Raw genomic sequence first — 21,819 nt, forward strand, 5'->3', positions numbered from 1 at the left:
AGCTTGAAGGCTCCGTCAGTGTTTGTGGGCGCCGTGGCCTTCGGCCTCGGCCTTGCCACCCGGCGCGGCGGTCCGCACCTCCACCTGCACCGGCACCTCGCCCGCCTTCTCGAACTTCAGCGTCAGCGGAAAGCGGTCGCCGGCCTTGAGCGGTGACTTCAGGTCCATCAGCATCAGGTGCAGGCCACCGGGCTGCAGCGCCACGGCCTGGCCGGCCGGCACCTCGATGCCGTCGACCTCGCGCATGCGCATCACGTCGCCTTCCATCTTCATGCTGTGCAGTTCCACGCGACCGGCCACCGGGCTGCTGCCGCCGATCAGGCGGTCGGCCGTCGGGCTTTCGATGCGCAGGAAGCCGCCGCCGGCCTTCTGGCCCTGCACCGTGGGCCGCGACCAGGCGCCCTCCACCTTGGGCTGGGCCATCGCGGCGGTGGCGGCGACGGCCAGCAGCAGAGCGGTGGCGAGGCGGGTCTTGAACGTCATGTCTTTCTCCTTGTGTGAGTGAATCAATGGGCGTGGCCGCTGCCGTCGCCCGGCAACACCTCCAGCACGGGCGCAGGTGAGCGCGGGGGCTTGGCGCCCGGCACGGCCACATCGAACCATTCGAGCCGGGCTTCGTTGCCGCATTGCTGCAGCACCTGGATGGGCAGCGGGCCCGGCCGGGCCGGCAGTTGTGCCACGAAACTGAATTCGTCGGCCCAGGCGTCGGGCAAAGGCCCACCTTCCCAGGTGATCTCGCGCACGTCTTCGGTGATGCGCTTGCCGTGGCTGTCGTAGGGCCGGGCCAGCGGCGCCTTGGTGGCCTGCAGCGTCCAGCCCGCCTTGGGCATTGGCCGGGCGCCACGCAGGCCTTCGGGCACCAGCACCTTCACCAGCGTGGTGGCGCGGCCATCGCAGCCGTGGCCGATGCGCAGCGTGGCCTTGTAATAGCTGCCAGCCAGCGCGGCCGGCTGGTCCAGCACCACATGGGCGCTGGCGGTGGGGCTCAGGCCGGCGGCGGTGGCGGCCAGCAGCAGGGTCTTGATCGTCGTCTTCATGGTGCGGGCTTTCACAGGTCGAACTTCAGCTCGGCGCTGTAGGTACGTTGCGGGTAGGGGTGGAAGTTCCAGTACTCGGCGTTGTTCAGGTTGTCGATGCCGAAGGCCGCCGACCACTGCTTGCTGATGGCATAGCGCAGCCGCAGGTCGGTGGTGAAGTAGCGCGAGAAGCCCTGGTAGGCCATGCCGTGGCCGTCGCTGTTGTCCAGCGTGCCGTACTGGGTGCTGCCGTAGCGGGCGCCGAAGCTGGCCGACAGCCGCTCGGTGGCGCGCCAGGTGGCCAGCAGGCTGCCCCGCCAGCGCGGCACGCGAGGCTGCAGCTTGCCTTCACTGGCCACAAAGCCATCGTTGTCCAGGATGCGCGAATCGGCGAAGGTCAGGCTGGCCAGCAGGTCGACCCCCTTGATGGCGACGTCGGTGCCCTCGAACACGCCTTCCACGCCGCGGGTGCGGATGCGGCCCACGTTCTGCGTGCTGCTGACCAGCGGCTGGGTGCCGGCGATGGTCTGCGCGTACAGCGCGTCACGCGTGTCTTCATGGAACAGCGAGGCACGCACCCGGTGCGGCCCCAGGCTCCAGGTGGAGGCCAGTTCGGTGGTCCACGACCGTTCGGGCTTGAGCGCCGGGTTGTTGACCGGCGGGTTGTCACCCGGCGTGCCCTGGAACAGCTCGGCCACCGTGGGCATGCGCACCGCGCGGCCGGTGGCCAGCTTCACCGACCAGTCGGCCGAGGGCTGCCAGCCCAGCGCCAGCTTGGGCGAGGTGGCGTGCTCGCTGCGGTCGGCGAACTGAACCGGCGCGCCGGTGCCCACGGTCTTCTCGCCGCCCCAGGCCTGCCAGTGCTCGAAGCGGGCGCCCAGCAGCGCCTTCCACTGCGGCGCCAGCGTCCAGGCGTCCTGCAGATAGAGGCTGCGCAGCCGGGTATTGCCGCTGAAGCCGCTGGATGGGCTGGTGACGCTGCCATCGATCCAGTCGGCGGTGTTGCCGATGGCCTGGCGCCAGCGGTACTGCTCCTGCTGCAGGCCGAATTCCAGCTGGTGGGCGCCGCCGGGCCGCCAGATGGCGTCCAGCGACAGCGTGTCCCAGCCGGTGCCGCCGAGGTCGGTCAGGCGGCCGGCGCCACCGTCGTCGGCCGCCGGCTTGGCAGCGGTGGGCGCGCGCTGGCGGTCGCGCCGGTAGTCATAGCCGCTGGTAGCCAGCTTCCAGTCGAACACGCCGCCGCTGCGCTGCTGCAGCGTCAGGCCCTGCATCAGGTGCTGCAGACCTTCGCGCGACTGGTTGAAGTCGGTGGCGCCCAGCGTGTAGCCACGGCCGTCGATGACGACCGGCCCCGCATACACCGGCTGGCCGGCCGCATCCCGCAGATAGCTGGTCGACTGGCCCACCGAATCATTGCGCCACAGGCCCACCACATAGGTGGCGCGCAGGCCGGGCGCAAAGTCGTAGGCCAGCTTCAGCTTGGCCTGGTCTTGCTGCGTGCGGTACTGAGTGGCGCTGCCCAACAGCCACCAGGGCAGGTTGCTCTTGTCCAGCCCGGCCACGGCGCCGGTCACCGGCACAGCGCTGGCGGCGGGTGTGCCGCCCTGCGACCGCAGCCGCGTGGGAAAGGTCAGCGGCTGGCCCTGGCTGTCGAGCCGGCTGGCAGACAGCCACCACGACCAGGCACCGCTGCGGCTGCCCAGCGAGGCGCTGGTCTGCCAGCCGGTGTAGGTCTCGTGCGTGCCGTAGAGGTCGAAGGGCTGGCTGAAGAAGCCCACCTTGGCATGCGCCTCGAAGCGGGTGGGCATGCGGGTGACGTAGTCGACCACCGCGCCCACCGAGTTGCCGGCGTAGGCGGCCGAGAACGGGCCGTACAGCACGTCGACGCGCTCGATCTCCTCGGGGTTCACCAGGCCCCAGCGCGGCGTGAAGCTGGCCCCGTTGCCCAGGTAGTTGGACAGCAGGATGCCGTCGGCGAACACCATGGAGCGGGCGCTGTTGCCGGTGCCGGAGGCGCGGCTGGACAGCACCGCATGGTTGTAGTCGCCGATGTAGCGCTTGCGCACCAGCAGGCTGGGCAGGTACTTGAGCGCATCTTCGCTGTCGGTGGCGTTGATCTTCTCGGCGATCTCGGCGGCGGTGATGCCCTCGATGGTGGTGGGCAGGTGGGTGGGCAGCGAACTGGGGCGGCCGGCCACCACTTCGACGATGGCGGCATCGGCCGCGAAGCCCCAGGCGGGCGCGGCCAGGGCCAGCGCACCGAGCGCGGCCCTTGGAATGGCTTGGTTCACGAACAAGATCTCCTGAACGGCAGGCCGGCGCGGCGCGCGAGGCGCACGCCACCGGCGGCAGGCACCCACCGTCACGCGGGGCGCGCGGCGGCGGGCGGGCGAGGCAGGTTCAGGCGAAGAAAGGGGGGCCGCGCGAGAGCGCGTGCCGCCACGCATGCAGCGTGTGCGGCGCCTGCAGGAAGAGCCGCGGCAGCTCGTGCGCGCGCTCGTCGGGCAGGAAGATGAAGGCCGCCGGTGCCGGCGGCAGCGCGGCCCCCAGCTGCGACAGCGCGCAGAAGGGGCAATGCGACTTCAGGTGATCGGCCGCTTCGGCGGGGCTGCCAGGCGCCGCCTTGAAGCCGCTGGCCGAGCAAATCTGCGCCCAGGGCATGGGGCCCTGCACCGCCTCCACCGCATGCACCACGGTCGGCGCCAGGGCCAGCCACAGCATCGCGCAGAGCGCGAGCCAGGCTGCGCGGCGCAGCAGGTGAAGGCGGAAGGTGGGGTTCACAGGGCCGGCATGTTAGCGGCAGCGGCCAGGGTGCTGGGGATAATGGGCCATGAGCATCCAGACCGACGATTTCGGCGCCTCCGCCCTGCCCGCGCGCCGCATGGTGAGCGCCGCGCCGTCGTCGCCCAACGAGGAAGCCATCGAGCGGGCCTTGCGCCCCAAGGGCCTGGCCGAGTACGTGGGCCAGGCCAAGGCGCGGGAACAGCTCGAGATCTTCATCGGCGCGGCCAAGAAGCGCGCCGAGGCGCTGGACCATGTGCTGCTGTTCGGCCCGCCGGGCCTGGGCAAGACCACGCTCAGCCACATCATCGCCACCGAGCTGGGCGTGAACCTGCGCCAGACCTCGGGCCCGGTGCTGGAAAAGCCGAAAGACCTGGCGGCCATCCTCACCAACCTCGAGAAGAACGACGTCCTCTTCATTGACGAGATCCATCGCCTGTCGCCCGTGGTCGAGGAGATCCTGTACCCGGCACTGGAGGACTACCAGATCGACATCATGATCGGCGAGGGCCCGGCGGCCCGCTCGATCAAGCTGGACCTGCAGCCCTTCACGCTGGTGGGCGCCACCACCCGCGCCGGCATGTTGACCAACCCGCTGCGCGACCGCTTCGGCATCGTCGCGCGGCTGGAGTTCTACACGCCCGAGGAACTGGCGCGCATCGTGCACCGCTCGGCCGGGCTGCTGAATGCGCCGATCGACGCCGCCGGCGCCGCCGAAATCGCCCGCCGCTCGCGCGGCACGCCCCGCATCGCCAACCGGCTGCTGCGCCGGGTGCGCGACTATGCCGAGGTCAAGGGCAATGGCCGCATCGACAAGTCGATCGCCGACCGCGCGCTGGCCATGCTGGACGTGGACCCGCACGGCCTGGACGTGATGGACCGCAAGCTGCTGGAAGCGGTGGTGCACCGCTTCGACGGCGGGCCGGTGGGCCTGGACAACGTGGCCGCCGCCATCGGCGAAGAAAGCGGCACCATCGAAGACGTGATCGAGCCCTACCTCATCCAGCAGGGTTACCTGCAGCGCACGCCGCGCGGGCGCATCGCCACCCTGGCCGCCTACCGCCACCTGGGCGTGGCCCCGCCGGCCAGCGGCGGCGGTGGCGACCTCTTCAGCAGCTAGCACCGACCCACCAGGCGCCGCCTGAACAACGGGCGGCACACCCGCCTGTTCCACCGATCACGTTCGCCCACGCCGGGCGACGATCGCGGTGCGCCGCTCGTCGGCCCGATGCCGCCGTTGATCCGCCCTGCGCGCCCGCGGGCTCAAGCCGGGCAGCTGGATGACCGACATCGTGGTCGAACCCGGGCCAACGCCGCCGGGCCTCGAACCTCCAGGAACCTCCAGCATGCAACCGTCCCGCCAACGCGGCTTCACCCTGATCGAGTTGATGGTGGCCGTCGCCATCGTGGCCATCCTGTCGGCGGTGGCCCTGCCGGCCTACAACAGCTATGTGCAGCGTTCACGGGTGCCGCCCGCGCTGGACGCGCTGTCGAGCTACCAGGTGCGCATGGAGCAGCGGTTTCAGGACACTGGCAGCTTCGCCAACAACGGCAACTGTGCCGTACAGCTGCCCACCAACATCGCCAACTTCACCATCACCTGCGCGGTGAACGGCACCAACGGCTACACCGCCACCGCCACCGGCAGCGGTTCCATGAGCGGCTACACCTACACCGTCAACCAGGCCGGCACCCGCGCCACCACGGCCCACCCCAAGGGCACCAACGCCACCTGCTGGTCCACCAAGGGCACGGTATGCGACACCTGATGCACCGCCGCGCCGCGCGAGGCCTGACGCTGATCGAGCTGATGGTCACCGTGGCCATCGCCGGCATCCTGATGATGGCCGGCATGCCCTACCTGGGCGACTACATCCAGAACTCGCGCCTGCGCGAAGCCGGCAACAGCGCCTACAGCAGCGCCATGTACGCGCAAAGCGAAGCCATCAAGCGCAACGGCCGCGTGCGCCTGTCCATCGACGGCAGCACGGTGCAGGTGATCGACCGCGTCGGCCTGGCGGCCGCCGACGCCGGCACGGTGTTGCGCACCGTGACCCTGCCCGACGGCGTGCGGCTGTCGGCCGCGGCCACGGTGGACTTCGGCAGCGAAGGCCGCACCTGGCCCGCCGGCACCACGCAGACCTTCAACTTCATCAAGACCGGGGTGACCTGCTCCACCGACATCCGCTGCCCGGCCCTGGTGGTCGAAGCCGGCGGCGGCGTGCGGCTGTGCCCCATCCAATCGCAATGCAGCTGATGCGCACGCCCCGCACCCGCCGCCATGCGCTGCGTGGCTTCGGCATGCTGGAAGCCCTGATCGCCATGGTGGTGCTGGTGTTCGGCCTGCTGGGCATGTCGCGCTTCCAGGCCAAGGTGGTCAAGGCCGGCACCGATGGCCAGGTGCGCCTGCAGGCGCTGCGCATGGCCGACCAGCTGGCCAACCTGGTGCGCATCGACCGGCCGGCCAATGCCGCCTGCTACACCGCGCCGGCGGCCGGCACCTGCGACAACGCGGCGGCACGCACCCTCACCGACAACTGGCGCACGGCCACGCTGGCCGCGCTGCCCGGCACGGCCACTGCCACGTCCACGCTCAACGCGGCCAACGGACGCCTGACCATCCGCCTGGGCTGGACCGGCAAGCTGCAGCAGGACGCGGGTGAAGACGACGCCAACGCCCCCTACGTGGAGGTGGTGACCGATGTGCGCTTCTAGACGCCTGGGCGCCGCCCAGCGCGGCCTGTCGATCATCGAGCTGATGATCGGCATCGTCATCTCGCTGCTGGTCGGCCTGGCCGCCAGCAGCAGCGCGATGGTGTTCGGCGCGATGCAGCGCCAGGGCCTGGGCGCCGGCGCCGCGGTGGTGAGCGGCGCCACCACGCTGGCGCAGATGAAGGAAGACGCGGCGCAGGCCGGCCTGGGCTTCTTCGGCAATGGCGCCTACATGTGCAGCGGCCTCAACCTGCGGGTGGGCGCCACGGTGCTGGACCAGGCGAACTTCTCCCCCGTGCGCATCACGCGCTCCGGCGGCCAGGACCAGCTGGATCTGGTGTACGCCACGGCGGTGGCCGGCGGCGCCAACGTGGCGCTGCGCACCGCCTCCAACATGGGCCAGGCCGAGCTGCAGACCTACCTGCCCGCCAACGTCGGCGATGCGGTGCTGCTGGCTCCGGCCCAACTGGGCGCGCCCTGCACTGCGCGCAGCGTCACCGCGGTCGTCGCGTCCACCGAGACCACGCCGCAGACGCTCACCTTCGCGGCCACTGGCCTGCACAACCAGGGCGCCGCCATCACCAACCCGGCGCTTTATCCCATCGGCGCGCGTGTGTCGCTGCTGGGCGCCCTGCAATGGCATCGCTACCGAGTGGTCGAAGGCAACCTGCAGCTGGAGCTGCCGCTGCAGGCCGGCGCCAATGCCACGGTGGTACTGGTACGCAACGTGGTGGCGCTGCGGGTGCGCCTGGGCATCGTCGCTCTTGGCACGGACACCCTCCAGGGCTGGGTGGAGCCCGATGCCGCCGCGCCCGGTGGCGGCACCTGGGGCGAACCGACCACCGCCGCCGACGCGCAGCGCGTGCGCGCCCTGCGTGTGAACCTGGTGACGCGCAGCCCCCAGGCCGAGCTGCCCAAGGCAGGCCAGTCCTGCGAAGCCACCACTGCGGCCATCCCGCTGTTCGACGCGGCCGACAACCTCACGCTGACGCCGACCGACATGGGCAGCACCGCCTGGCAATGCTTCCGCTACCGCAACAACGACATGGTGATTCCGCTGCGCAACTACATCGTGGGGCTGCGCCCATGATGCGGCCCCGCGACCAACAAGGCGTCACGCTGATCGTGGTGCTGGTGCTGCTGCTGGTGATGCTGCTGGGCGGCCTGTCGATGGCGCGCATGACCGAGGTGGGCACCCTGGTGGCCGGCAACGTGGCCACCAAGGACCGTGCGCTGCAGGCCTCGGAGGTGGGCATCAACACCGCCTTCGCACGCGTGGTGGCACTGGTGAACACCGACGCCGACAACGGCAGCTGGTACGTGGCCCAGCAGCGGGCCTCCGATGCCGACGGCGTGCCGATGAACGTGAACTGGGAAAGCGCACCCGAAGTGCAGGTGGGCAGCAACAACGAATTCAGCGTGCGCTACTTCGTCGACCGCCAGTGCAGCGTGGCTGCCGTGGCCAACCCGCAGCGCGAATGCCTGCTGCGCCAGGCCAACACGCCGCAGAGCGCCACCGCCTGCAAGCAGGAAGACTGCAGCTACGACCCGCCGGCCGGCCGCCAATTCCGCATCACCGTGCGCGTGACCACCATCGGCCGCGACGGCCAGGCCGACGTGAGCACCTTCGTCCAGTCGCTGGTCACCAAGAGCTGATACCGCCATGAAGCCCCTTGCCCGTTTCGCCGTCGCCTGCACCGCGCTGGCAGGCCTGCTGTTTGCGGCTGCCTCGCATGCCACCGACGTGGCCAAGCGCCCCCTGAAAGTGGACGTCAACGTCAAGCCCAACGTCATGTTCGGCATGGACGACTCGGGCTCGATGGACTGGGAGATCCTGATCAGCGCCTACAACGGCGTGCTGAACTGGAACGTGGCCAACCGCAGCTACTGGGACGGCAACAACCTGCTGGCCAAGGGCGACTTCTACATGTCGTACCTGTTTCCGAACGGCACGGGCACGGGCGCCAAACAGTTTGCCGACGACAACTCCCTGGGCCGCGGCGTGCCGCCTTCGCCGCAGTTCGCGGCGATGCGCTCGAGCACCTTCAACCCGATGTACTACAACCCGGCGATCACCTATTCGCCGTGGAAGCCGGCCTACCACGACGGCGCGCTGCAGACCTACAGCAACGCCTCGCCCACCGCCGCCAAGTCGCACCCGGCGCTCAGCGGGTCGGTGACCATGAACCTCACGGCCGACCAGACGGCCAACTTCTACTACCGCCCGGGCATGTTGCGGCCCGATGGCAACGTCTACACCAACTCGGCCACCGTGGCCACCACCTACTACCCGGCCACCTACTGGGTGCTGGACAGCAGCTGCACCGCGCCTGCCACCCTGGCCTGGACCACCAGCTGCGTGAGCGTGCCGGACGGCCGCAAGCTGCGCAAGGTGGAGATCAAGGCGGCCAACTACACCAGCACCGCCGCCTACGACGCCGAGCTGCAGAACTTTGCCAACTGGTGGAGCTACTACCGTAAGCGCAAGCTGATGCTGGCCGGCTCGATGGGCAGCGTGCTGGACAACCTGACCGGCATGCGCGTGGGCGTGGTGGCCTTCAACCGCCGCAGCGGCAACGTGTCGATGTACGACAGCGACGCCAGCGACGATGCGTCCAACCGCCGCCGGGTGGCGGGCGTCTTCTACACCAACCCCGCCGACAGCGGCACGCCCACCACGGCCACGCTGAAGTACATCGGCGAGCAGTTCAAGAGCAGCCCCAACGCCATCCAGTACAGCTGCCAGCGCAACAACGCCTTCGTGGTGACCGACGGCTTCGCCAACGACACCGCCGCGCCGCCCAGCTACGACAGCGCCACCTACGGCAGCGGCTTTCCGTATGCACCCACCACGGCCAGTTCGCTGGCCGATGTGGCGCTGGCCTACTTCACGCTCAACCTGCGCAACAACCGCACGACCTCCGGTGCCGGCAATCCGCTGTCCGACGGCCGCGTGACCCTGCCCAACCAGCAGGTCAGCAACCCCGACAGCAACACCAACCTGCACATGAACACCTATGCGATCACGCTGGGTGCGAGCGGTACGGTGTGGCCGGGCATCACCGACCCCTTCACCACCAGCTTCACCTGGCCCACCCCGCAGCCGGATACGCCCAGTGCCATCGACGACCTGTGGCACGCCACCATCAACGGCCGCGGCCAGATGTACAAGGCCGACAACCCGACGCAGGCGGCCATCGCCATCCAGCGCGGGCTGAACGACATCGCCCAGCAGGCAGGTGCGCAGAGCGAGGTGTCGGTGAACACCGTGAACCTGGCGCGCGGCGACGGCAAGGCCTACCTGGGCAAGTACACCTCTTCCGTGTGGACAGGCGACATCACGGCCAACTCGGTGAACAGCAACACCGGCTCGGTCAGCACCACCAACCTCTGGTCGGCGGCCAGCCGGCTGGCCTCACGCAGCAATGCGCGGGTGATCGTCACCACCGTCGGCGGTACCGCCAAGGCCTTTACCGCCGACAACGTGGGCGCCACGCTGTCCGCCACCGACGGCGCCGGCCTGACGGCCTACTTCCGCGGCAGCCGCACCGGCGAGGGCACCGCCTACCGCCCGCGCGGCTCGTTGATCGGCCCGGTGATCAATGCCAAGCCGGTGGCGTCCACCGCGCCGAAGGTGGTGTTCGCCGCCTCGGGCGAAGGCATGATGCACGCCTTGGACGCAGACACCGGCGACGAGCTGTGGGCCTACGTGCCCGGCAGTGTGCTGCCCCGGCTGGCCAGCACGGCCAACCTCAACTACTACTTCGAAACGCTGCTGGACGGCACGCCCACGGTGCAGATGGTGGGCGGCAAGCGCTACCTGGTGGCGGGCCTGGGCACCGCCGGCGCCGGCTACTACGCCATCGACATCACCGACCCGCGTGACCTGACGGAAGCGCAGCTGGCCGGCAAGGTGATGTGGGACATCGGCAATGGCGGCAGCTTCACGCTGGGCCAGTCGGTGGGCCGGCCGCTGGTGGTGCAGACGCGCAGCTACGGCACCGTGGCGCTGTTCACCCAGGGCTACAACGGCAGCACCGACGGCAAGGGCCGGCTGTACATGGTCAATGCCGACACCGGCGCGCTGCTGAACACCTTCGTGGCCGACGGAGGGAGCAGCGGCGACCTGGGCCTGGGCCAGATCAATGCCGCGGTGGAAGGCGACGGCAAGGTGGTGCATGTGTACGGCGGCGACCTGCAGGGCAACCTGTGGCACTTCGACCTGGAGGCCAAGACCACGACCAAGCTGGCCACGCTGACGAACGGCAACACGGCGCAGCCGATCACCACCGCGCCCGAGATCATGTTCAACGGCAGCGACCGGCTGATCCTGGTGGGCACCGGCCGGCTGCTGGGCGTCAGCGACTTCGGCCGCGCCACGACCGAAACCTTCTATGCGATCAAGGACGGCACGACCCTGTCGGGCTCGGCCCGCGACAGCCTGGTGCGCCGCACCTTCGTCACCGACACCGACAACACCGTGGATGCCACCGGCAACGACTTCGCCTGGAACAACTCCCGCGGCTGGTACATCGACATCCCGAACAACCTGCAGGTGATCAACGACCCGACGATCGCCTTCGGCGCCATCGCCTTCTCGGCCAACAAGGCGCTGCTGTCTGAATGCGCTTCCAACTCCTCGCTGTTCGTGCTGGACGTGCTGACCGGCAAGAACGTCAAGGACATGGGCTACGCCGCCATCGACCTGGGCCAGACCTCGGCCTCGGGCGTGACGCTGCTGCGCACCAGCGGCACCAATGGCGACCGCATCGTGGCGCAGTACCAGCGCGGCGATGCGACCCAGCCCGACCCGCCGCCGGAGGTGCCGCTGAACTTCGGCATCACCGACCGCAAGAACGCCTGGCGGCAGATCCGCCGCGGCGACCGCTGAGGCTGTGCGGCAGGCGGGGCGCCTGCCGCTGCAGGATCAAGGCGCGGCCGCGCCGGCGTCGCGCACCGCGTGGTCCAGGTGGCCGGTGTCGCTCCAGCCCACCAGCGTCAGTCCGCCTTCGGAATGCAGCAGGCGGTTGATGCTGGCATTGCCCACCTGCCAGGTACGCGGTGCGTCCAGCGCCAGCCGGGTGGCGGCGCGGTACAGGCAGTCCAGCACGCCGCCATGGGACACCACGGCAATGCTCTGGCCGGCGTGGCGCAGCGCCAGGCCGCGCACGGTGGCCACCACCCGCTCATAGAACTGCACCAGCGTCTCGCCGCCTTCGGGGCCGAAGCCAGGCTCGCGCTTGCGCCAGCGCAGGGCTTGGTCGGGCCAGCGGCGCTCGATCTCCTCGAAGCTCAGGCCCTCGAAAGTGCCGAAACGGCGCTCGCGCAGGCCGACCTCGGTGCCCACCGCCAGTCCCTTCGGCTCGGCAAAGGCACGGGCCGTCTCGTACGCGCGGCCCAGGTCGCTGGCGTACACCGCGTCCAGCGGCTCGTCGGCCAGCGCCTCGGCCAGGCGGCCCGCCTGCCAGCGGCCCTCATCGTTCAAGGGAATGTCGGTGTGGCCCTGGATGCGGGTGGCGACGTTCCAGTCCGTCTCGCCATGGCGGATGGCGATGAGCCGCGTCGCCAGCGTCACGCCGCGGCCAGCCGCTTGTTGAGCGTGTAGGTGCCCGAGTGCATCACCTCGCCCAGCACGTGCGGGGCCATGGCCTCGCGCACCTGCTGGCCGGTGAAGGCGCCTTCCACGGGCAGGCGCTCCACGTCCAGCGCATAGAGCGTGAACACGTAGTGGTGCACCAGCGAATCGTTGAAGGGCGGGAACGGGCCGTCGTAGCCGAAGTACTGGCCAGCCATCTCGGCATTGCCGGCAAACCAGCCGGTGTAGTCGTTCAGCCCGTGGCGGGCGCCGTGCAACGTGGCCGGGCCGGGCTTGCCGCGGGCGGTGAAGCCGCGGCTGAACTCACCTTCGGCAATCTGCGTCAGCGAAGGCGGCAGGTCCACCAGCACCCAGTGGAAGAAGTCCACGCGGGGCAGGTCGGCCGGCACTTCACGGTCGGGCTGGTTCACGTCGTCGCCCTTGCTGGGCACGTCGAAGTCGTGGCACACCAGCACCAGCGATTGCGTGCCGGCGGGCAGGTCGCTCCAGGCCAGGTGCGGATTGAGGTTGTCCGAAAAACCCACGCCACCGGCGTCGTCCAGCCGGCCCGCGGCGTAACGCGGCGGAATCGGCTCGCCATTGGCCCAGCTGTCGCTCCAGAGTTTCATGTGCTCGCTCCCTTGCTGCTTGTGATGTTGGTCAGACGCCCCAGACCACCTCGGTGCCGGCCTGCTGGCTGCGCTCGATCATCTCGATCAGCGGCCACACCCGCTGGCGCAGCGAGACCACGCCCTCGCGGCTGCCGCGGGCGCCGTCTTCGTTGTCGGTGTCTTCTTCGGCGGCGGCCTGGCGGCGCGCTTCCTCCTCCTGCACCGCGGCGCGCAGCGCGGCCACGGCAGCGGGCATGTCGCCCACTTCGAGGATGCCCTTGGCCGAAGGCTCGCGGCCGAGCAGGCGCAGCACCTGGTCGCCGTTCCGCCCCATCATGATCACGTCACTGGCCGCCTTGGACTTGAACTTGTAGATCATCGGTTGCCTACTCACGGATGAACGGGGATGGGGCATTGTGCCCCGCCGCCTCCGTGCACCGTCAGGCAGCCGTCAGGCGGTGCAGCAGGGCTTCGGGCTCCAGCGCGGGCGCATAGAGGAAGCCCTGGTAGGTGTTGCAGCCGATCTGCGCCAGGAAATCGCGCTGGGCGGGCAGTTCCACGCCCTCGGCCACCACGCTCAGGCCCAGCGCATGGGCCATCTGCACGATGGCGCGCACGATGGCCACGTCGCTCTCGTCGGCAGGCAGGCCGCGCACGAAGCGGCGGTCGATCTTCAGCGCATCGAGCGGGAAGCGCTTGAGGTAGGCCAGGCTGGAGTAGCCGGTGCCGAAGTCGTCGATGGCCAGCCGCACGCCCAGCGCAGCCAGCGCCTGCAGCCGCTCCAGCGCCTCGGCGGCGTCGCGCACCAGGATCGATTCGGTCAGTTCCAGCTCCAGCAGCGCCGGTGGCAGCTGCGCATCAGCCAGCGCCTGCGCCACCCGCGCGACGAAGCCCGACTGCTGGAACTGCAGCGCCGAGACGTTGATGGACACCGGCACCCGCGTGCCTGCGGCCAGCCAGCGTGCGGCCTGGGCCACCGCCTGGCTGAGCACCCAGTCGCCGATCTGCACGATGAAGCCGCTGGCCTCGGCCACCGGGATGAAGTCGCCGGGCGAGATGTCGCCGTAGTGCGCGTCCTTCCAGCGGATCAAGGCTTCGCAGCCGATCACCACGCCCGTGGCCAGGTCGATCTGCGGCTGGTAGTGCAGGCGGAAACGGTTCTGCACCAGGGCCTGGCGCATCGCGTGGTCCAGCCGCACGCGCTTGCGCACCTCGTCGTCGTGGCTGCCCGAGCGGTGGAAGCGGAAACCGGCGCGGCCGCCGGCCTTGGCCGCCTGCATCGCCGTCTCGGCATGGCGCAGCAGGTCGTGCGCGGTGTCGGCCGCATCGGGGAACAGGGCCACGCCGATGCTGCAGGTGAGGGTGAACTGCGAGCCCTCGATCTCGTAGGGCGCCTCGGTGGCGCGCAGCACCCGGCGCGCTGCATGCTCGGCGGCTTCGGTGCCGGCATGGTGCAGCAGCACCGCGAACTGGTCGCCGCCCACGCGGCCCACCACGTCGCCGGCCCGCAGCGCGCGGCGGATGCGCTGGCACACCTCCACCAGCACGCGGTCGCCGATGCCCTGGCCCAGGCTGTCGTTGATCTGTTTGAAGGCATCCACGTCCAGCAGCAGCACGGCCAGGCGGCCGCGGCGGCGCTGCGCGTCGGCGATGGCGCTGGACAGCCGCTCGGCCAGCTGGCGGCGGTTGGGCACGCCGGTCAGCGCATCGGTGGTGGACAGCGTCTCGATGCGCTGGTCGGCGGCCAACCGCTCGCTGAGGTCGCGGAACGACCACACGCGGCCCATCGGCCGCCCATGGCTCCATTGCGTGTGCACCACGCGCTCCAGCACCTGCCCGTTGCGCAGCGTGATGCGGTCCGAGGCCGGCACCAGCGCGCCGCGCTCGATGGCCTCGAGCTGGCGCTGGTAGGCATGCGGGTCCAGCACCGACTCCAGCATCCAGGTGTAGATGGCCTCGTCGCGGCCGCCGGCCAGGTGGTCGGGCAAGGCCCACAACTGCGCAAAGCGGCGGTTGAAGGCACGGATGTGGCCGCGCAGGTCGGTCACCAGCAGGCCGTCGGCGGTGGCCTCCAGCGTGGCCCGCAGCTCGGCGATCAGGGTCTCGCGCTCCTGCAGCGCGCGGCGCTCGGGCGTCAGGTCGCGCAGCGACACCACCAGCAACGGCGGCGCGCCCGGCAGGTCCAGGCGGTGGATGCGCCGCTCCAGGTGCAGCGGCTCGCCCTCGGGGCGCATCAGCCGCGTGCGTGACTGCAGCTCGGTCTCGCCGCCGGGCATGCGCAGGCCAGACCAGAAGGCATGATCTTCGGGCGTTTCCAGCAGCGTGTCGGCGGGCTGGTCGATCACGTCGGCCTGCTCGCGGCCCAGCAGCGCCAGCGCCGGTGCATTGATGGCGATCACCCGCAGCGTGTGGCCGTCGACCAGCCACGCCGGCTCCCACAGGCCGTGCACCAGGGCGATGGTCTCCCTGGGCAGCGCAGCGGGCCCCTGCGTCAGCGGCACGGCCAGCGCGGGTGTGGTCACTCGGCCATCCCCTCGCCGGCCATCTGGTCCTCGGCCTCGGGGAACTCCTGCTCCGAGGGCGGCACGGCATCGAAGTAGTAGGTGATGCGCTGCCGGGGCGCCAGGTACTCCATCGACGCGGGGGGCAGCTGGTTGGCCTTGAGGCTGCGGCGGATGCCCAGCGTGGGCTCGTTCTCCAGGTTCAGGTGCAGCGCCTCGTCGCGGGGCACGCGGCTGTCGTGCACCAGCACGCGGGGCTTGAGCGGCCGCGACGAATTGACCGCCACCACGATCCCGTAGCGCTCATCGGTCAGCTGCACCACCGAGCCCGGCGGGTACACGCCCATCATGCGGATGAAGGCGTTGAGCATGGTCACGTCGAACTTGTGCTTGCCCTGCGCGAACATCATCGACAAGGCCTCGTGCGGCGTCAGCGCCTTGGCCGGCGACACCGGGTTGCACAGGTTGTCGTAGCGGTTGACCAGCGAGACGATGCGCGCTGCGGTGGTCATGCGGTCCACGTTCAGCCGCTGCGGAAAGCCGGTGCCGTCGGCCTGCTCATGGTGTTGAGCGATCACCAGCAGCGCCCCGGGCGTCAGGCCCATCTTGCGACCCAGGGTCACGCCGTGGGACACATGCTCGCGGTAGACCTGCGTCTCGGCGGTGGTGAAGTGGTCTTCGAGGTAGCGCACGCGCGAGGGCAGCTCCACCTTGCCGATGTCGTGCAGCAGCGCGCCCATGCCCAGGTCGTTCATGTCGACTTCGGACAGGCCGAAGAGCTTGCCCATCAGCAGCGCGATCACGCTGACGTTGAGGGAGTGTGCGGTGCTGCGGTCACCGGCGCTTTCGGTCAGCAGGCGGATGCACATCTCGCGGTTGGCCAGCATCTTCTGCACCAGCGCCTGGGTGAAGGTCTCGCTGCGCACGCGCGCGCCCACGGGGTCGCTCTGCACCATGGCCGCCGCGGCGCGCCAGGACTTGCTGGCCTCGGCGTACTGGCGCTCGCACAGCAGCAGCGCCTCGCGCTGGGCTGCCAGCGCGGCGCGGCGCTGCCGGCGCTCCAGCTGCTCGGGGGTCTCGGCTTCCTGCGCACTGGCGGCGCCGGCATCGTCCGCCACCGCCTGCGCCGTGTTGGCCGGGTCGCTGCGCTCGGGGCTCCAGCGGATGCGCGTCAGGCCCAGGCTGCGGATGGTCGCGATCTGCTCCGCATCGCCGATGCGAAAACTGCTGAGCGGAAACGGGTGCGACATCCACCCGAGGTCCAGGTGGACGAACATGCCGATGCGCAGTTCGCTGACGTCGATGGTGGCGGTGGACATGGGCGGCGGAGTAACAGGGAGCAGGAGCAGTTGCTAACGTTGTCGGCCAGTCGGATCGGGAACTTGAAGCGTCAGGCCGGCGCTCCCCCCACTGGGGGCCCGGTCGACCTTCAGCGCTGGATGCGGGTCGACAGCACGATGGCCGAGGTTGTCCGCTCCACGCCTTCCAGCGCGCCGATGCGGTCGATCAGCGCGTCCAGCTCGCCGATGGACGCGGCGGCCACCACCGCGATCAGGTCGTAGGGCCCGCTGACCGACAGCAATGTGCGTACCTCCGGAATGCGCTTGAGCGCCGCGGTGATGCCGGCGCCCTGCTTGGGCCCGGCGATCACCATCACATGGGCACGCACCAGCGCCGCCTCGGCTTCGTCGGGCACCACCACGGTGTATCCGGCGATCGCCCCCGCCCGCTCCAGCCGCTGCAGCCGGCTTTGCACCGTGGTGCGGGCGATGCCCAGCCGCCGCGCCAGGTCGGCCGCAGGCAGGCGGGCGTTCTCGCGCAGCAGGGCAAGCAGTGCGCGGTCGGTGTCGTCCAGCAGCGGCAGATTGGGCATATCGCCAAGTCTAGTCGGCACACTGACCAAACACCTTGCGCCATTCGTCGTCCTGCTGGCTGCAAACGGCCGGCCCACGACCGAACATGCCGGCATAGCCACCACCTCTTCAGCTTTGGAGCGCATGCCATGAAAGACATCCTCGTCATCGGTGCCGGCAAGATCGGCCAGGTGATCGCCGGCCTGCTGGCCGACAGCGGCGACTACCGCGTGACCCTGGCCGACCGCTCGCCGGCCGCGCTGGCCGACGCCGTGCCCGCCGGCCAGCCGCTGCAGGCCCTGGCGCTGGACGTGGCCGACACCGCCGCGCTGCACGCGGCGCTGCAGGGCCGGTTTGCGGTGCTCAGCGCCGCGCCCTGGCAGATGACGGTGCGCATCGCCGAGGCGGCGAAGGCCGTCGGCGTGCATTACTTCGACCTCACCGAAGACGTGGCCAGCACCCGCCGCATCCGCGAGCTGGCGCAGGGCGCCCGCCGTGCCTTCGTGCCGCAGTGCGGCCTGGCGCCGGGCTTCATCGCCATCGTGGCGGCCGACCTGGCGCGCCGCTTCGAGCGCCTGGACACGGTGCGCCTGCGCGTGGGCGCGCTGCCGGCCTACCCCAGCAATGCGCTGAACTACAACCTGACCTGGAGCACCGACGGCGTCATCAACGAGTACATCCAGCCTTGCGAAGCCATCGTAGACGGCCGCCGCACCGAAGTGCCGGCGCTGGAAGAGCGCGAGGAGTTCTCGCTCGACGGCGTGCTGTACGAAGCCTTCAACACCAGCGGCGGCCTGGGCACCCTGTGCGAAACGCTCGACGGCCAGGTGCGCACGCTCAACTACCGCAGCATCCGCTACCCCGGCCACGGCGCGCTGATGAAAGCCTTGCTGCACGACCTGCGCCTGAAGGACCGGCGCGAGGTGCTGAAGGACATCCTGGAGAACGCGCTGCCCGCCACGCTGCAGGACGTGGTGATCGTGTTCGTCACCGTGACCGGCTGGCGCGAAGGCCGGCTGCAGCAGGACACCTACGCTCACAAGATTTACGGCGGCCGGGTGGCTGGCGAAGAACGCAGCGCCATCCAGATCACCACCGCCAGCAGCCTGTGCGCGATGCTGGACCTGCTGGCCCAGGGCCGGCTGCCGCAGCAGGGCTTCGTGCGCCAGGAAGACGTGCGCCTGGCCGACTTCCTGGCCAACCGTTTCGGCGCCGCCTACGCGCCGGCCGGCACCAGCGCGCCGCTCGCCCGCGCCGCCTGACCCTGCCCGCCACCGCCCTGCCGCTTGCAGGGCGGCTTTGTCGGTTCTATGATGTTCTTTACAAGAACGCACGTTCTTATATCGAACAGGAGACCCGCCTTGATCAACAAGATCTCGCCTTCCATCGAAGTTGCGCTGGCCGACGTCCACGACGGCGCCACCGTGATGATTGGCGGCTTCGGCACCGCCGGCCTGCCCAACGAGCTGATCGACGGGCTGATCGCCCAGGGCGCGAAGAACCTCACCATCGTCAACAACAACGCCGGCAACGGCGACACCGGCCTGGCCGCGCTGCTGGCCGCGCGCCGCGTGCGCAAGATCATCTGCAGCTTCCCGCGGCAGGCCGACAGCCACCACTTCGACGCGCTGTACCGTGCCGGCGACATCGAGCTGGAACTGGTGCCCCAGGGCAACCTGGCCGAGCGCATCCGCGCCGCCGGTGCCGGCATCGGCGGCTTCTTCACGCCCACCGGCTACGGCACGCAGCTGGCCGAAGGCAAGGAAACCCGCGAGATCAACGGCCGCATGTACGTGCTGGAGTCGCCCATCCACGCCGACTTCGCGCTCATCCGCGCCGAACGCGGCGACCGCTGGGGCAACCTCACCTACCGCATGACCGCCCGCAATTTCGGGCCGGTGATGGCCATGGCCGCCAAGGTCACCGTGGCCTCGGTGCACGACGTGGTGGAGCTGGGCAGCCTGGACCCCGAGGCCGTGGTCACGCCGGGCATCTTCGTGCAGCGCATCGTGCAGGTGCCGCGCGTGGCCACCACCGGCGGCGGCTTCAAGCAGGCCGCGTGATGCGGCGTCGCCTTCTGATGGCCGGCCTCGCCGGCCTGGCCACGCTCGGCGGGCCGCTGCGCGCGGCCGCCCAGGCCGCCGCCGGCAAGCCGATCAAGATCATCGTGCCCTTCGCCCCGGGTGGCGGCAACGACGTGTTCGCACGCCAGCTGGCCACGCAACTGACCACGCTGCTGGGTGTGCAGGTGCTGGTCGACAACCGGCCCGGCGCCGGTGGCACCGTGGGCAGCGATGCGGCGGCCAAGTCGCCGGCCGACGGCAGCACGCTGCTGCTGGGCCACACCGGCACGCTGGCCATCAACCCGGTGCTGTACCCCAAGCTGCCCTACGACGCACGCAACGCCTTTGTGCCGGTGGCGCCGCTGGCCAGTGCGCCGCTGGTGCTGGTGGTGCCGTCGGTCAGCCCCATCCGCACGCTGGCCGATCTGCTGGCCCGCGCCAAGGCGTCGCCCGGCAAGCTGGCCTTCGCCTCCAGCGGCAACGGCACCGGCGGCCACCTGGCCGGTGAGCTGCTGGAAGAAGTGGCGGGCATCAAGATGCTGCACGTGCCCTACAAGGGCACCGCGCCCGCGCTGACCGATGTGCTGGGCGGCCAGGTCGACCTGATGTTCAGCGTCATCCCGTCGGCGCTGCCGCACATCGACGCCGGCAAGCTGCGCGCCATCGGCATCACGGGCGCGCACCGCAGCCCGCGGCTGCCCGACGTGCCCACCGTGGCCGAAGGCGGGCTCAAGGGCTATGAAAGCTCGCTGGCCTATGGCCTGATGGCCCCGCGCGGCACGCCCGAGGCCGTGCTCAAGACCCTGGGCCAGGCCGTGGCCAAGGCCACCGAATCGCCCGCGCTGCGCGAAGCCTTCAAGGCCGAAGGCGCCGAACCGCTGGCCGGCAGCGCCGCCGACTTCCAGGCGCTGATGCAGGCCGAATCCGACAAGTGGGGCCGCGTGATCCGGCAAGCCGGCATCAAGCCCGAATGAACCCGACAGCAAGGAGACTTCCCATGCCCGCAGAACAGCCCAAGAAGTGGACCCGCGACCAGATGGCGCGCCGCGTGGCCCAGGACATTCCCGACGGCGCCGTCGTCAACCTGGGCATCGGCCTGCCCACCGCCGTGGCCAACCACCTGCCCGAAGGCCGTGAGGTGGTGCTGCACAGCGAGAACGGCGTCATCGGCATGGGCCCGGCGCCGGCCGCGGGCGAAGAAGACTACGACCTCATCAACGCCGGCAAGCAGCCGGTGACGCTGCTGCCGGGTGGCTGCTTCTTCCACCATGCAGACAGCTTCGCGATGATGCGCGGCGGCCACCTGGACGTGTGCGTGCTGGGCGCCTTCCAGGTGTCGGCCGGCGGCGACCTGGCCAACTGGCACACGGGCGCCAAGGACGCGATTCCCGCCGTGGGCGGCGCGATGGACCTGGCCATCGGCGCCAAGAAGACCTACGTGATGATGGAGCACACCACCAAGGCCGGTGACAGCAAGATCGTGCCCGCCTGCACCTATCCGCTCACCGGCATCGGCTGCGTGAGCCGGATCTACACCGACCTGGCGGTGCTGGACATCACACCGCAAGGCGTGGCCGTGCTGGACATGGCCGAGGGCCTGAGCTTCGACGAGCTGCAGAAGGTCACCGGCGTGCCGCTGCTGCGTGCCGCGGCCTGACCGATCCACACCCCGACGACCACAAGATCACCTTCCCGACCGGAGACAAACGCCATGACCACCCCCCTCTCGCGCCGCCTGTTCACCCTGCTGGCCACCGCCGCGGCCGGCAGCCTGCTCACCGCACCCGCGCTGGCCGCGGACGACTTCCCGAACAAGCCGGTGCGCATCCTCACGCCCTTCCCGGCCGGCTCGGGGCCCGAGACCGTGACCCGCATGGTGGCCGAGAAGCTGCAGAAGATGTGGGGCAAGCCGGTGGTGGTGGAAAACAAGCCGGGCGCCAACGGCTTCATCGCGATCGACACCTTCAAGCGCGGCGACAAGCAGGGCTACGACCTGATCCAGCTCGACAACGTGCACCTGTCGGCCTACCCGCACCTGTTCAAGAAGCTGCCCTACGACCCGCAGAAGGACTTCGATCCGCTGCTGCCGCTGTTCAAGACCAACTTCTTCTTCGCGGTGGCCACCGACAGCAAGTACAAGACCGTGGCCGACATCATCAAGGACGCCAAGGCCAACCCCGGCAAGCTGAACTACGGCTCGTGGTCGGTGGGCAACCCGGTGCACCTGGGCTCGGAGCTGTTCGAGACGGTGACGGGCACCGAGATGGAACACGTCATCTACAAGGAGACCTCGCTGCTGTACACCGGCGTGGCCACCGGCGAGCTGGCCTTCGCGCTGGGCACCAGCGCCAGCTCGGGCTCGCTGCAGCGCGCGGGCAAGCTGCGCTACATCGCGGTGGCGGCGCCCAAGCGGGTGCCCTCTTTCCCCGACGTGCCCACCGTGGGTGAATCGGGCGGCCCGGCCAATTTCGAGGTGATCGGCTGGACCACCATCGCCGCGCCGCGCGGCATCCCGGCCGAACGCGCCGAAAAGATCCGCCGCGACATCGAGAAGGCTCTGTCCGAGCCCGACATCAAGCAGCGCTACGACACCTTCGGCTACGAGCTCTTCCCGCAGACGCGCGAGCAGTTCAACCAGTTCATCGGCACCGAATCGCAGCGCTTCGCCGACGTGGTCAAGAAGGCCAACGTCACGCTGGACTGATCC

The 21,819-nt window shown here is 70.0% G+C and carries 22 protein-coding genes; 12 read left to right on the forward strand and 10 right to left on the reverse strand.

The genetic code is table 11. The annotated features are described in order from the left end of the window. Positions 1–15: 15 nt before the first annotated feature. From MW290_RS29585 to MW290_RS29600, 4 genes are all read right to left on the reverse strand, one after another. A complete protein-coding gene (locus tag MW290_RS29585; RefSeq protein WP_250197926.1) occupies positions 16–483 on the reverse strand; it encodes a copper chaperone PCu(A)C in 468 nt (155 codons plus the stop codon). 23 nt (positions 484–506) lie between these two features. Further along, the gene (locus MW290_RS29590) at positions 507–1,037 is read right to left on the reverse strand and encodes a YcnI family copper-binding membrane protein (RefSeq protein WP_250197927.1); all 531 of its coding nucleotides are present in this window, start codon (positions 1,035–1,037) and stop codon (positions 507–509) included. Positions 1,038–1,048: 11 nt separating this feature from the next. After that, complete coding sequence (locus tag MW290_RS29595) at positions 1,049–3,307, reverse strand: TonB-dependent receptor (RefSeq protein ID WP_250197928.1); 2,259 nt, start codon at positions 3,305–3,307, stop codon at positions 1,049–1,051. A 109-nt stretch (positions 3,308–3,416) separates the two neighbouring features. After that, entirely contained in the window at positions 3,417–3,797 is a 381-nt protein-coding gene (locus MW290_RS29600; protein WP_250197929.1) for a DUF2946 family protein, read from the reverse strand. A gap of 49 nt (positions 3,798–3,846) precedes the next feature. Here MW290_RS29600 and ruvB point away from each other — a divergent pair, with 49 nt between their 5' ends. The 7 genes from ruvB (at position 3,847) to MW290_RS29640 (ending at position 11,400) form a co-directional block, all read left to right on the forward strand. Next, on the forward strand, positions 3,847–4,917 hold the full coding sequence (gene ruvB / locus MW290_RS29605) for a Holliday junction branch migration DNA helicase RuvB (RefSeq protein ID WP_250197930.1): 1,071 nt from the start codon (positions 3,847–3,849) through the stop codon (positions 4,915–4,917). Positions 4,918–5,143: 226 nt separating this feature from the next. After that, a complete protein-coding gene (locus tag MW290_RS29615) occupies positions 5,144–5,566 on the forward strand; it encodes a type IV pilin protein (RefSeq protein ID WP_310740138.1) in 423 nt (140 codons plus the stop codon). Beyond that, on the forward strand, positions 5,554–6,054 hold the full coding sequence (locus MW290_RS29620; RefSeq protein ID WP_250197931.1) for a GspH/FimT family pseudopilin: 501 nt from the start codon (positions 5,554–5,556) through the stop codon (positions 6,052–6,054). Before MW290_RS29615 ends, MW290_RS29620 begins: the two co-directional genes overlap by 13 nt. Next, complete coding sequence (locus MW290_RS29625; RefSeq protein ID WP_250197932.1) at positions 6,054–6,512, forward strand: type IV pilus modification PilV family protein; 459 nt, start codon at positions 6,054–6,056, stop codon at positions 6,510–6,512. Before MW290_RS29620 ends, MW290_RS29625 begins: the two co-directional genes overlap by 1 nt. Beyond that, positions 6,499–7,599, forward strand: a complete 1,101-nt coding sequence (locus MW290_RS29630; RefSeq protein WP_250197933.1) for a PilW family protein — start codon at positions 6,499–6,501, stop codon at positions 7,597–7,599. Before MW290_RS29625 ends, MW290_RS29630 begins: the two co-directional genes overlap by 14 nt. Then, a complete protein-coding gene (locus MW290_RS29635) occupies positions 7,596–8,165 on the forward strand; it encodes a PilX N-terminal domain-containing pilus assembly protein (RefSeq protein WP_250197934.1) in 570 nt (189 codons plus the stop codon). The genes MW290_RS29630 and MW290_RS29635 overlap by 4 nt, the downstream gene beginning before the upstream one ends. Before the next feature lie 7 nt (positions 8,166–8,172). Next, entirely contained in the window at positions 8,173–11,400 is a 3,228-nt protein-coding gene (locus MW290_RS29640) for a pilus assembly protein (RefSeq protein WP_250197935.1), read from the forward strand. 36 nt (positions 11,401–11,436) lie between these two features. On the opposite strand, the gene MW290_RS29645 is transcribed toward MW290_RS29640, so the two are convergent. The 6 genes from MW290_RS29645 to MW290_RS29675 all read right to left on the reverse strand — a co-directional run bounded on the left by MW290_RS29645 (position 11,437) and on the right by MW290_RS29675 (position 17,069). Next, positions 11,437–12,084 (reverse strand): histidine phosphatase family protein, encoded by a 648-nt coding sequence (locus MW290_RS29645; RefSeq protein WP_250197936.1) that lies wholly within the window; start codon positions 12,082–12,084, stop codon positions 11,437–11,439. After that, entirely contained in the window at positions 12,081–12,713 is a 633-nt protein-coding gene (locus MW290_RS29650; protein ID WP_250197937.1) for a YbhB/YbcL family Raf kinase inhibitor-like protein, read from the reverse strand. Before MW290_RS29650 ends, MW290_RS29645 begins: the two co-directional genes overlap by 4 nt. A gap of 31 nt (positions 12,714–12,744) precedes the next feature. After that, entirely contained in the window at positions 12,745–13,089 is a 345-nt protein-coding gene (locus MW290_RS29655; protein WP_310740139.1) for a DUF1840 domain-containing protein, read from the reverse strand. A gap of 46 nt (positions 13,090–13,135) precedes the next feature. Next, positions 13,136–15,217 (reverse strand): putative bifunctional diguanylate cyclase/phosphodiesterase, encoded by a 2,082-nt coding sequence (locus MW290_RS33200; RefSeq protein ID WP_310740140.1) that lies wholly within the window; start codon positions 15,215–15,217, stop codon positions 13,136–13,138. Further along, complete coding sequence (locus tag MW290_RS29670) at positions 15,214–16,515, reverse strand: cyclic di-GMP phosphodiesterase (protein ID WP_250197938.1); 1,302 nt, start codon at positions 16,513–16,515, stop codon at positions 15,214–15,216. The genes MW290_RS33200 and MW290_RS29670 overlap by 4 nt, the downstream gene beginning before the upstream one ends. A gap of 110 nt (positions 16,516–16,625) precedes the next feature. Beyond that, the gene (locus MW290_RS29675) at positions 16,626–17,069 is read right to left on the reverse strand and encodes an Lrp/AsnC family transcriptional regulator (protein WP_250197939.1); all 444 of its coding nucleotides are present in this window, start codon (positions 17,067–17,069) and stop codon (positions 16,626–16,628) included. 129 nt (positions 17,070–17,198) lie between these two features. On the opposite strand from MW290_RS29675, the gene MW290_RS29680 reads away from it, so the two are divergent. The 5 genes from MW290_RS29680 to MW290_RS29700 all read left to right on the forward strand — a co-directional run bounded on the left by MW290_RS29680 (position 17,199) and on the right by MW290_RS29700 (position 21,816). Continuing rightward, positions 17,199–18,311 carry a saccharopine dehydrogenase family protein gene (locus MW290_RS29680; protein ID WP_250197940.1) on the forward strand — a complete coding sequence of 371 codons (1,113 nt, stop codon included), beginning with the start codon at positions 17,199–17,201 and terminating at the stop codon, positions 18,309–18,311. Positions 18,312–18,410: 99 nt separating this feature from the next. Continuing rightward, positions 18,411–19,112 (forward strand): 3-oxoacid CoA-transferase subunit A, encoded by a 702-nt coding sequence (locus MW290_RS29685; RefSeq protein WP_250197941.1) that lies wholly within the window; start codon positions 18,411–18,413, stop codon positions 19,110–19,112. After that, positions 19,112–20,086, forward strand: coding sequence for a Bug family tripartite tricarboxylate transporter substrate binding protein (locus tag MW290_RS29690; protein ID WP_250197942.1), 975 nt, complete (start codon positions 19,112–19,114; stop codon positions 20,084–20,086). Before MW290_RS29685 ends, MW290_RS29690 begins: the two co-directional genes overlap by 1 nt. A gap of 23 nt (positions 20,087–20,109) precedes the next feature. Continuing rightward, a complete protein-coding gene (locus MW290_RS29695) occupies positions 20,110–20,769 on the forward strand; it encodes a 3-oxoacid CoA-transferase subunit B (RefSeq protein ID WP_250197943.1) in 660 nt (219 codons plus the stop codon). Positions 20,770–20,823: 54 nt separating this feature from the next. Continuing rightward, the gene (locus tag MW290_RS29700) at positions 20,824–21,816 is read left to right on the forward strand and encodes a Bug family tripartite tricarboxylate transporter substrate binding protein (RefSeq protein ID WP_250197944.1); all 993 of its coding nucleotides are present in this window, start codon (positions 20,824–20,826) and stop codon (positions 21,814–21,816) included. Positions 21,817–21,819 lie beyond the last annotated feature (3 nt).

Origin of the sequence: Aquincola tertiaricarbonis, assembly GCF_023573145.1 — a bacterium.
Taxonomy (GTDB): Bacteria; Pseudomonadota; Gammaproteobacteria; order Burkholderiales; family Burkholderiaceae_C; genus Aquincola; species Aquincola tertiaricarbonis_B.

Coding starts and splice junctions, on each gene's coding strand:
- MW290_RS29615 (WP_310740138.1), top strand. CDS start 5,144: ATGCAACCGTCCCGCCAACGCGGCTTCACCCTGATCGAGTTGATGGTG.
- ruvB (WP_250197930.1), top strand. CDS start 3,847: ATGAGCATCCAGACCGACGATTTCGGCGCCTCCGCCCTGCCCGCGCGC.
- MW290_RS29675 (WP_250197939.1), bottom strand. CDS start 17,069: ATGCCCAATCTGCCGCTGCTGGACGACACCGACCGCGCACTGCTTGCC.
- MW290_RS29695 (WP_250197943.1), top strand. CDS start 20,110: ATGCCCGCAGAACAGCCCAAGAAGTGGACCCGCGACCAGATGGCGCGC.
- MW290_RS29650 (WP_250197937.1), bottom strand. CDS start 12,713: ATGAAACTCTGGAGCGACAGCTGGGCCAATGGCGAGCCGATTCCGCCG.
- MW290_RS29635 (WP_250197934.1), top strand. CDS start 7,596: ATGATGCGGCCCCGCGACCAACAAGGCGTCACGCTGATCGTGGTGCTG.
- MW290_RS29680 (WP_250197940.1), top strand. CDS start 17,199: ATGAAAGACATCCTCGTCATCGGTGCCGGCAAGATCGGCCAGGTGATC.
- MW290_RS29690 (WP_250197942.1), top strand. CDS start 19,112: ATGCGGCGTCGCCTTCTGATGGCCGGCCTCGCCGGCCTGGCCACGCTC.
- MW290_RS29630 (WP_250197933.1), top strand. CDS start 6,499: ATGTGCGCTTCTAGACGCCTGGGCGCCGCCCAGCGCGGCCTGTCGATC.
- MW290_RS29670 (WP_250197938.1), bottom strand. CDS start 16,515: ATGTCCACCGCCACCATCGACGTCAGCGAACTGCGCATCGGCATGTTC.
- MW290_RS29590 (WP_250197927.1), bottom strand. CDS start 1,037: ATGAAGACGACGATCAAGACCCTGCTGCTGGCCGCCACCGCCGCCGGC.
- MW290_RS29700 (WP_250197944.1), top strand. CDS start 20,824: ATGACCACCCCCCTCTCGCGCCGCCTGTTCACCCTGCTGGCCACCGCC.
- MW290_RS29620 (WP_250197931.1), top strand. CDS start 5,554: ATGCGACACCTGATGCACCGCCGCGCCGCGCGAGGCCTGACGCTGATC.
- MW290_RS29640 (WP_250197935.1), top strand. CDS start 8,173: ATGAAGCCCCTTGCCCGTTTCGCCGTCGCCTGCACCGCGCTGGCAGGC.
- MW290_RS29625 (WP_250197932.1), top strand. CDS start 6,054: ATGCGCACGCCCCGCACCCGCCGCCATGCGCTGCGTGGCTTCGGCATG.
- MW290_RS29585 (WP_250197926.1), bottom strand. CDS start 483: ATGACGTTCAAGACCCGCCTCGCCACCGCTCTGCTGCTGGCCGTCGCC.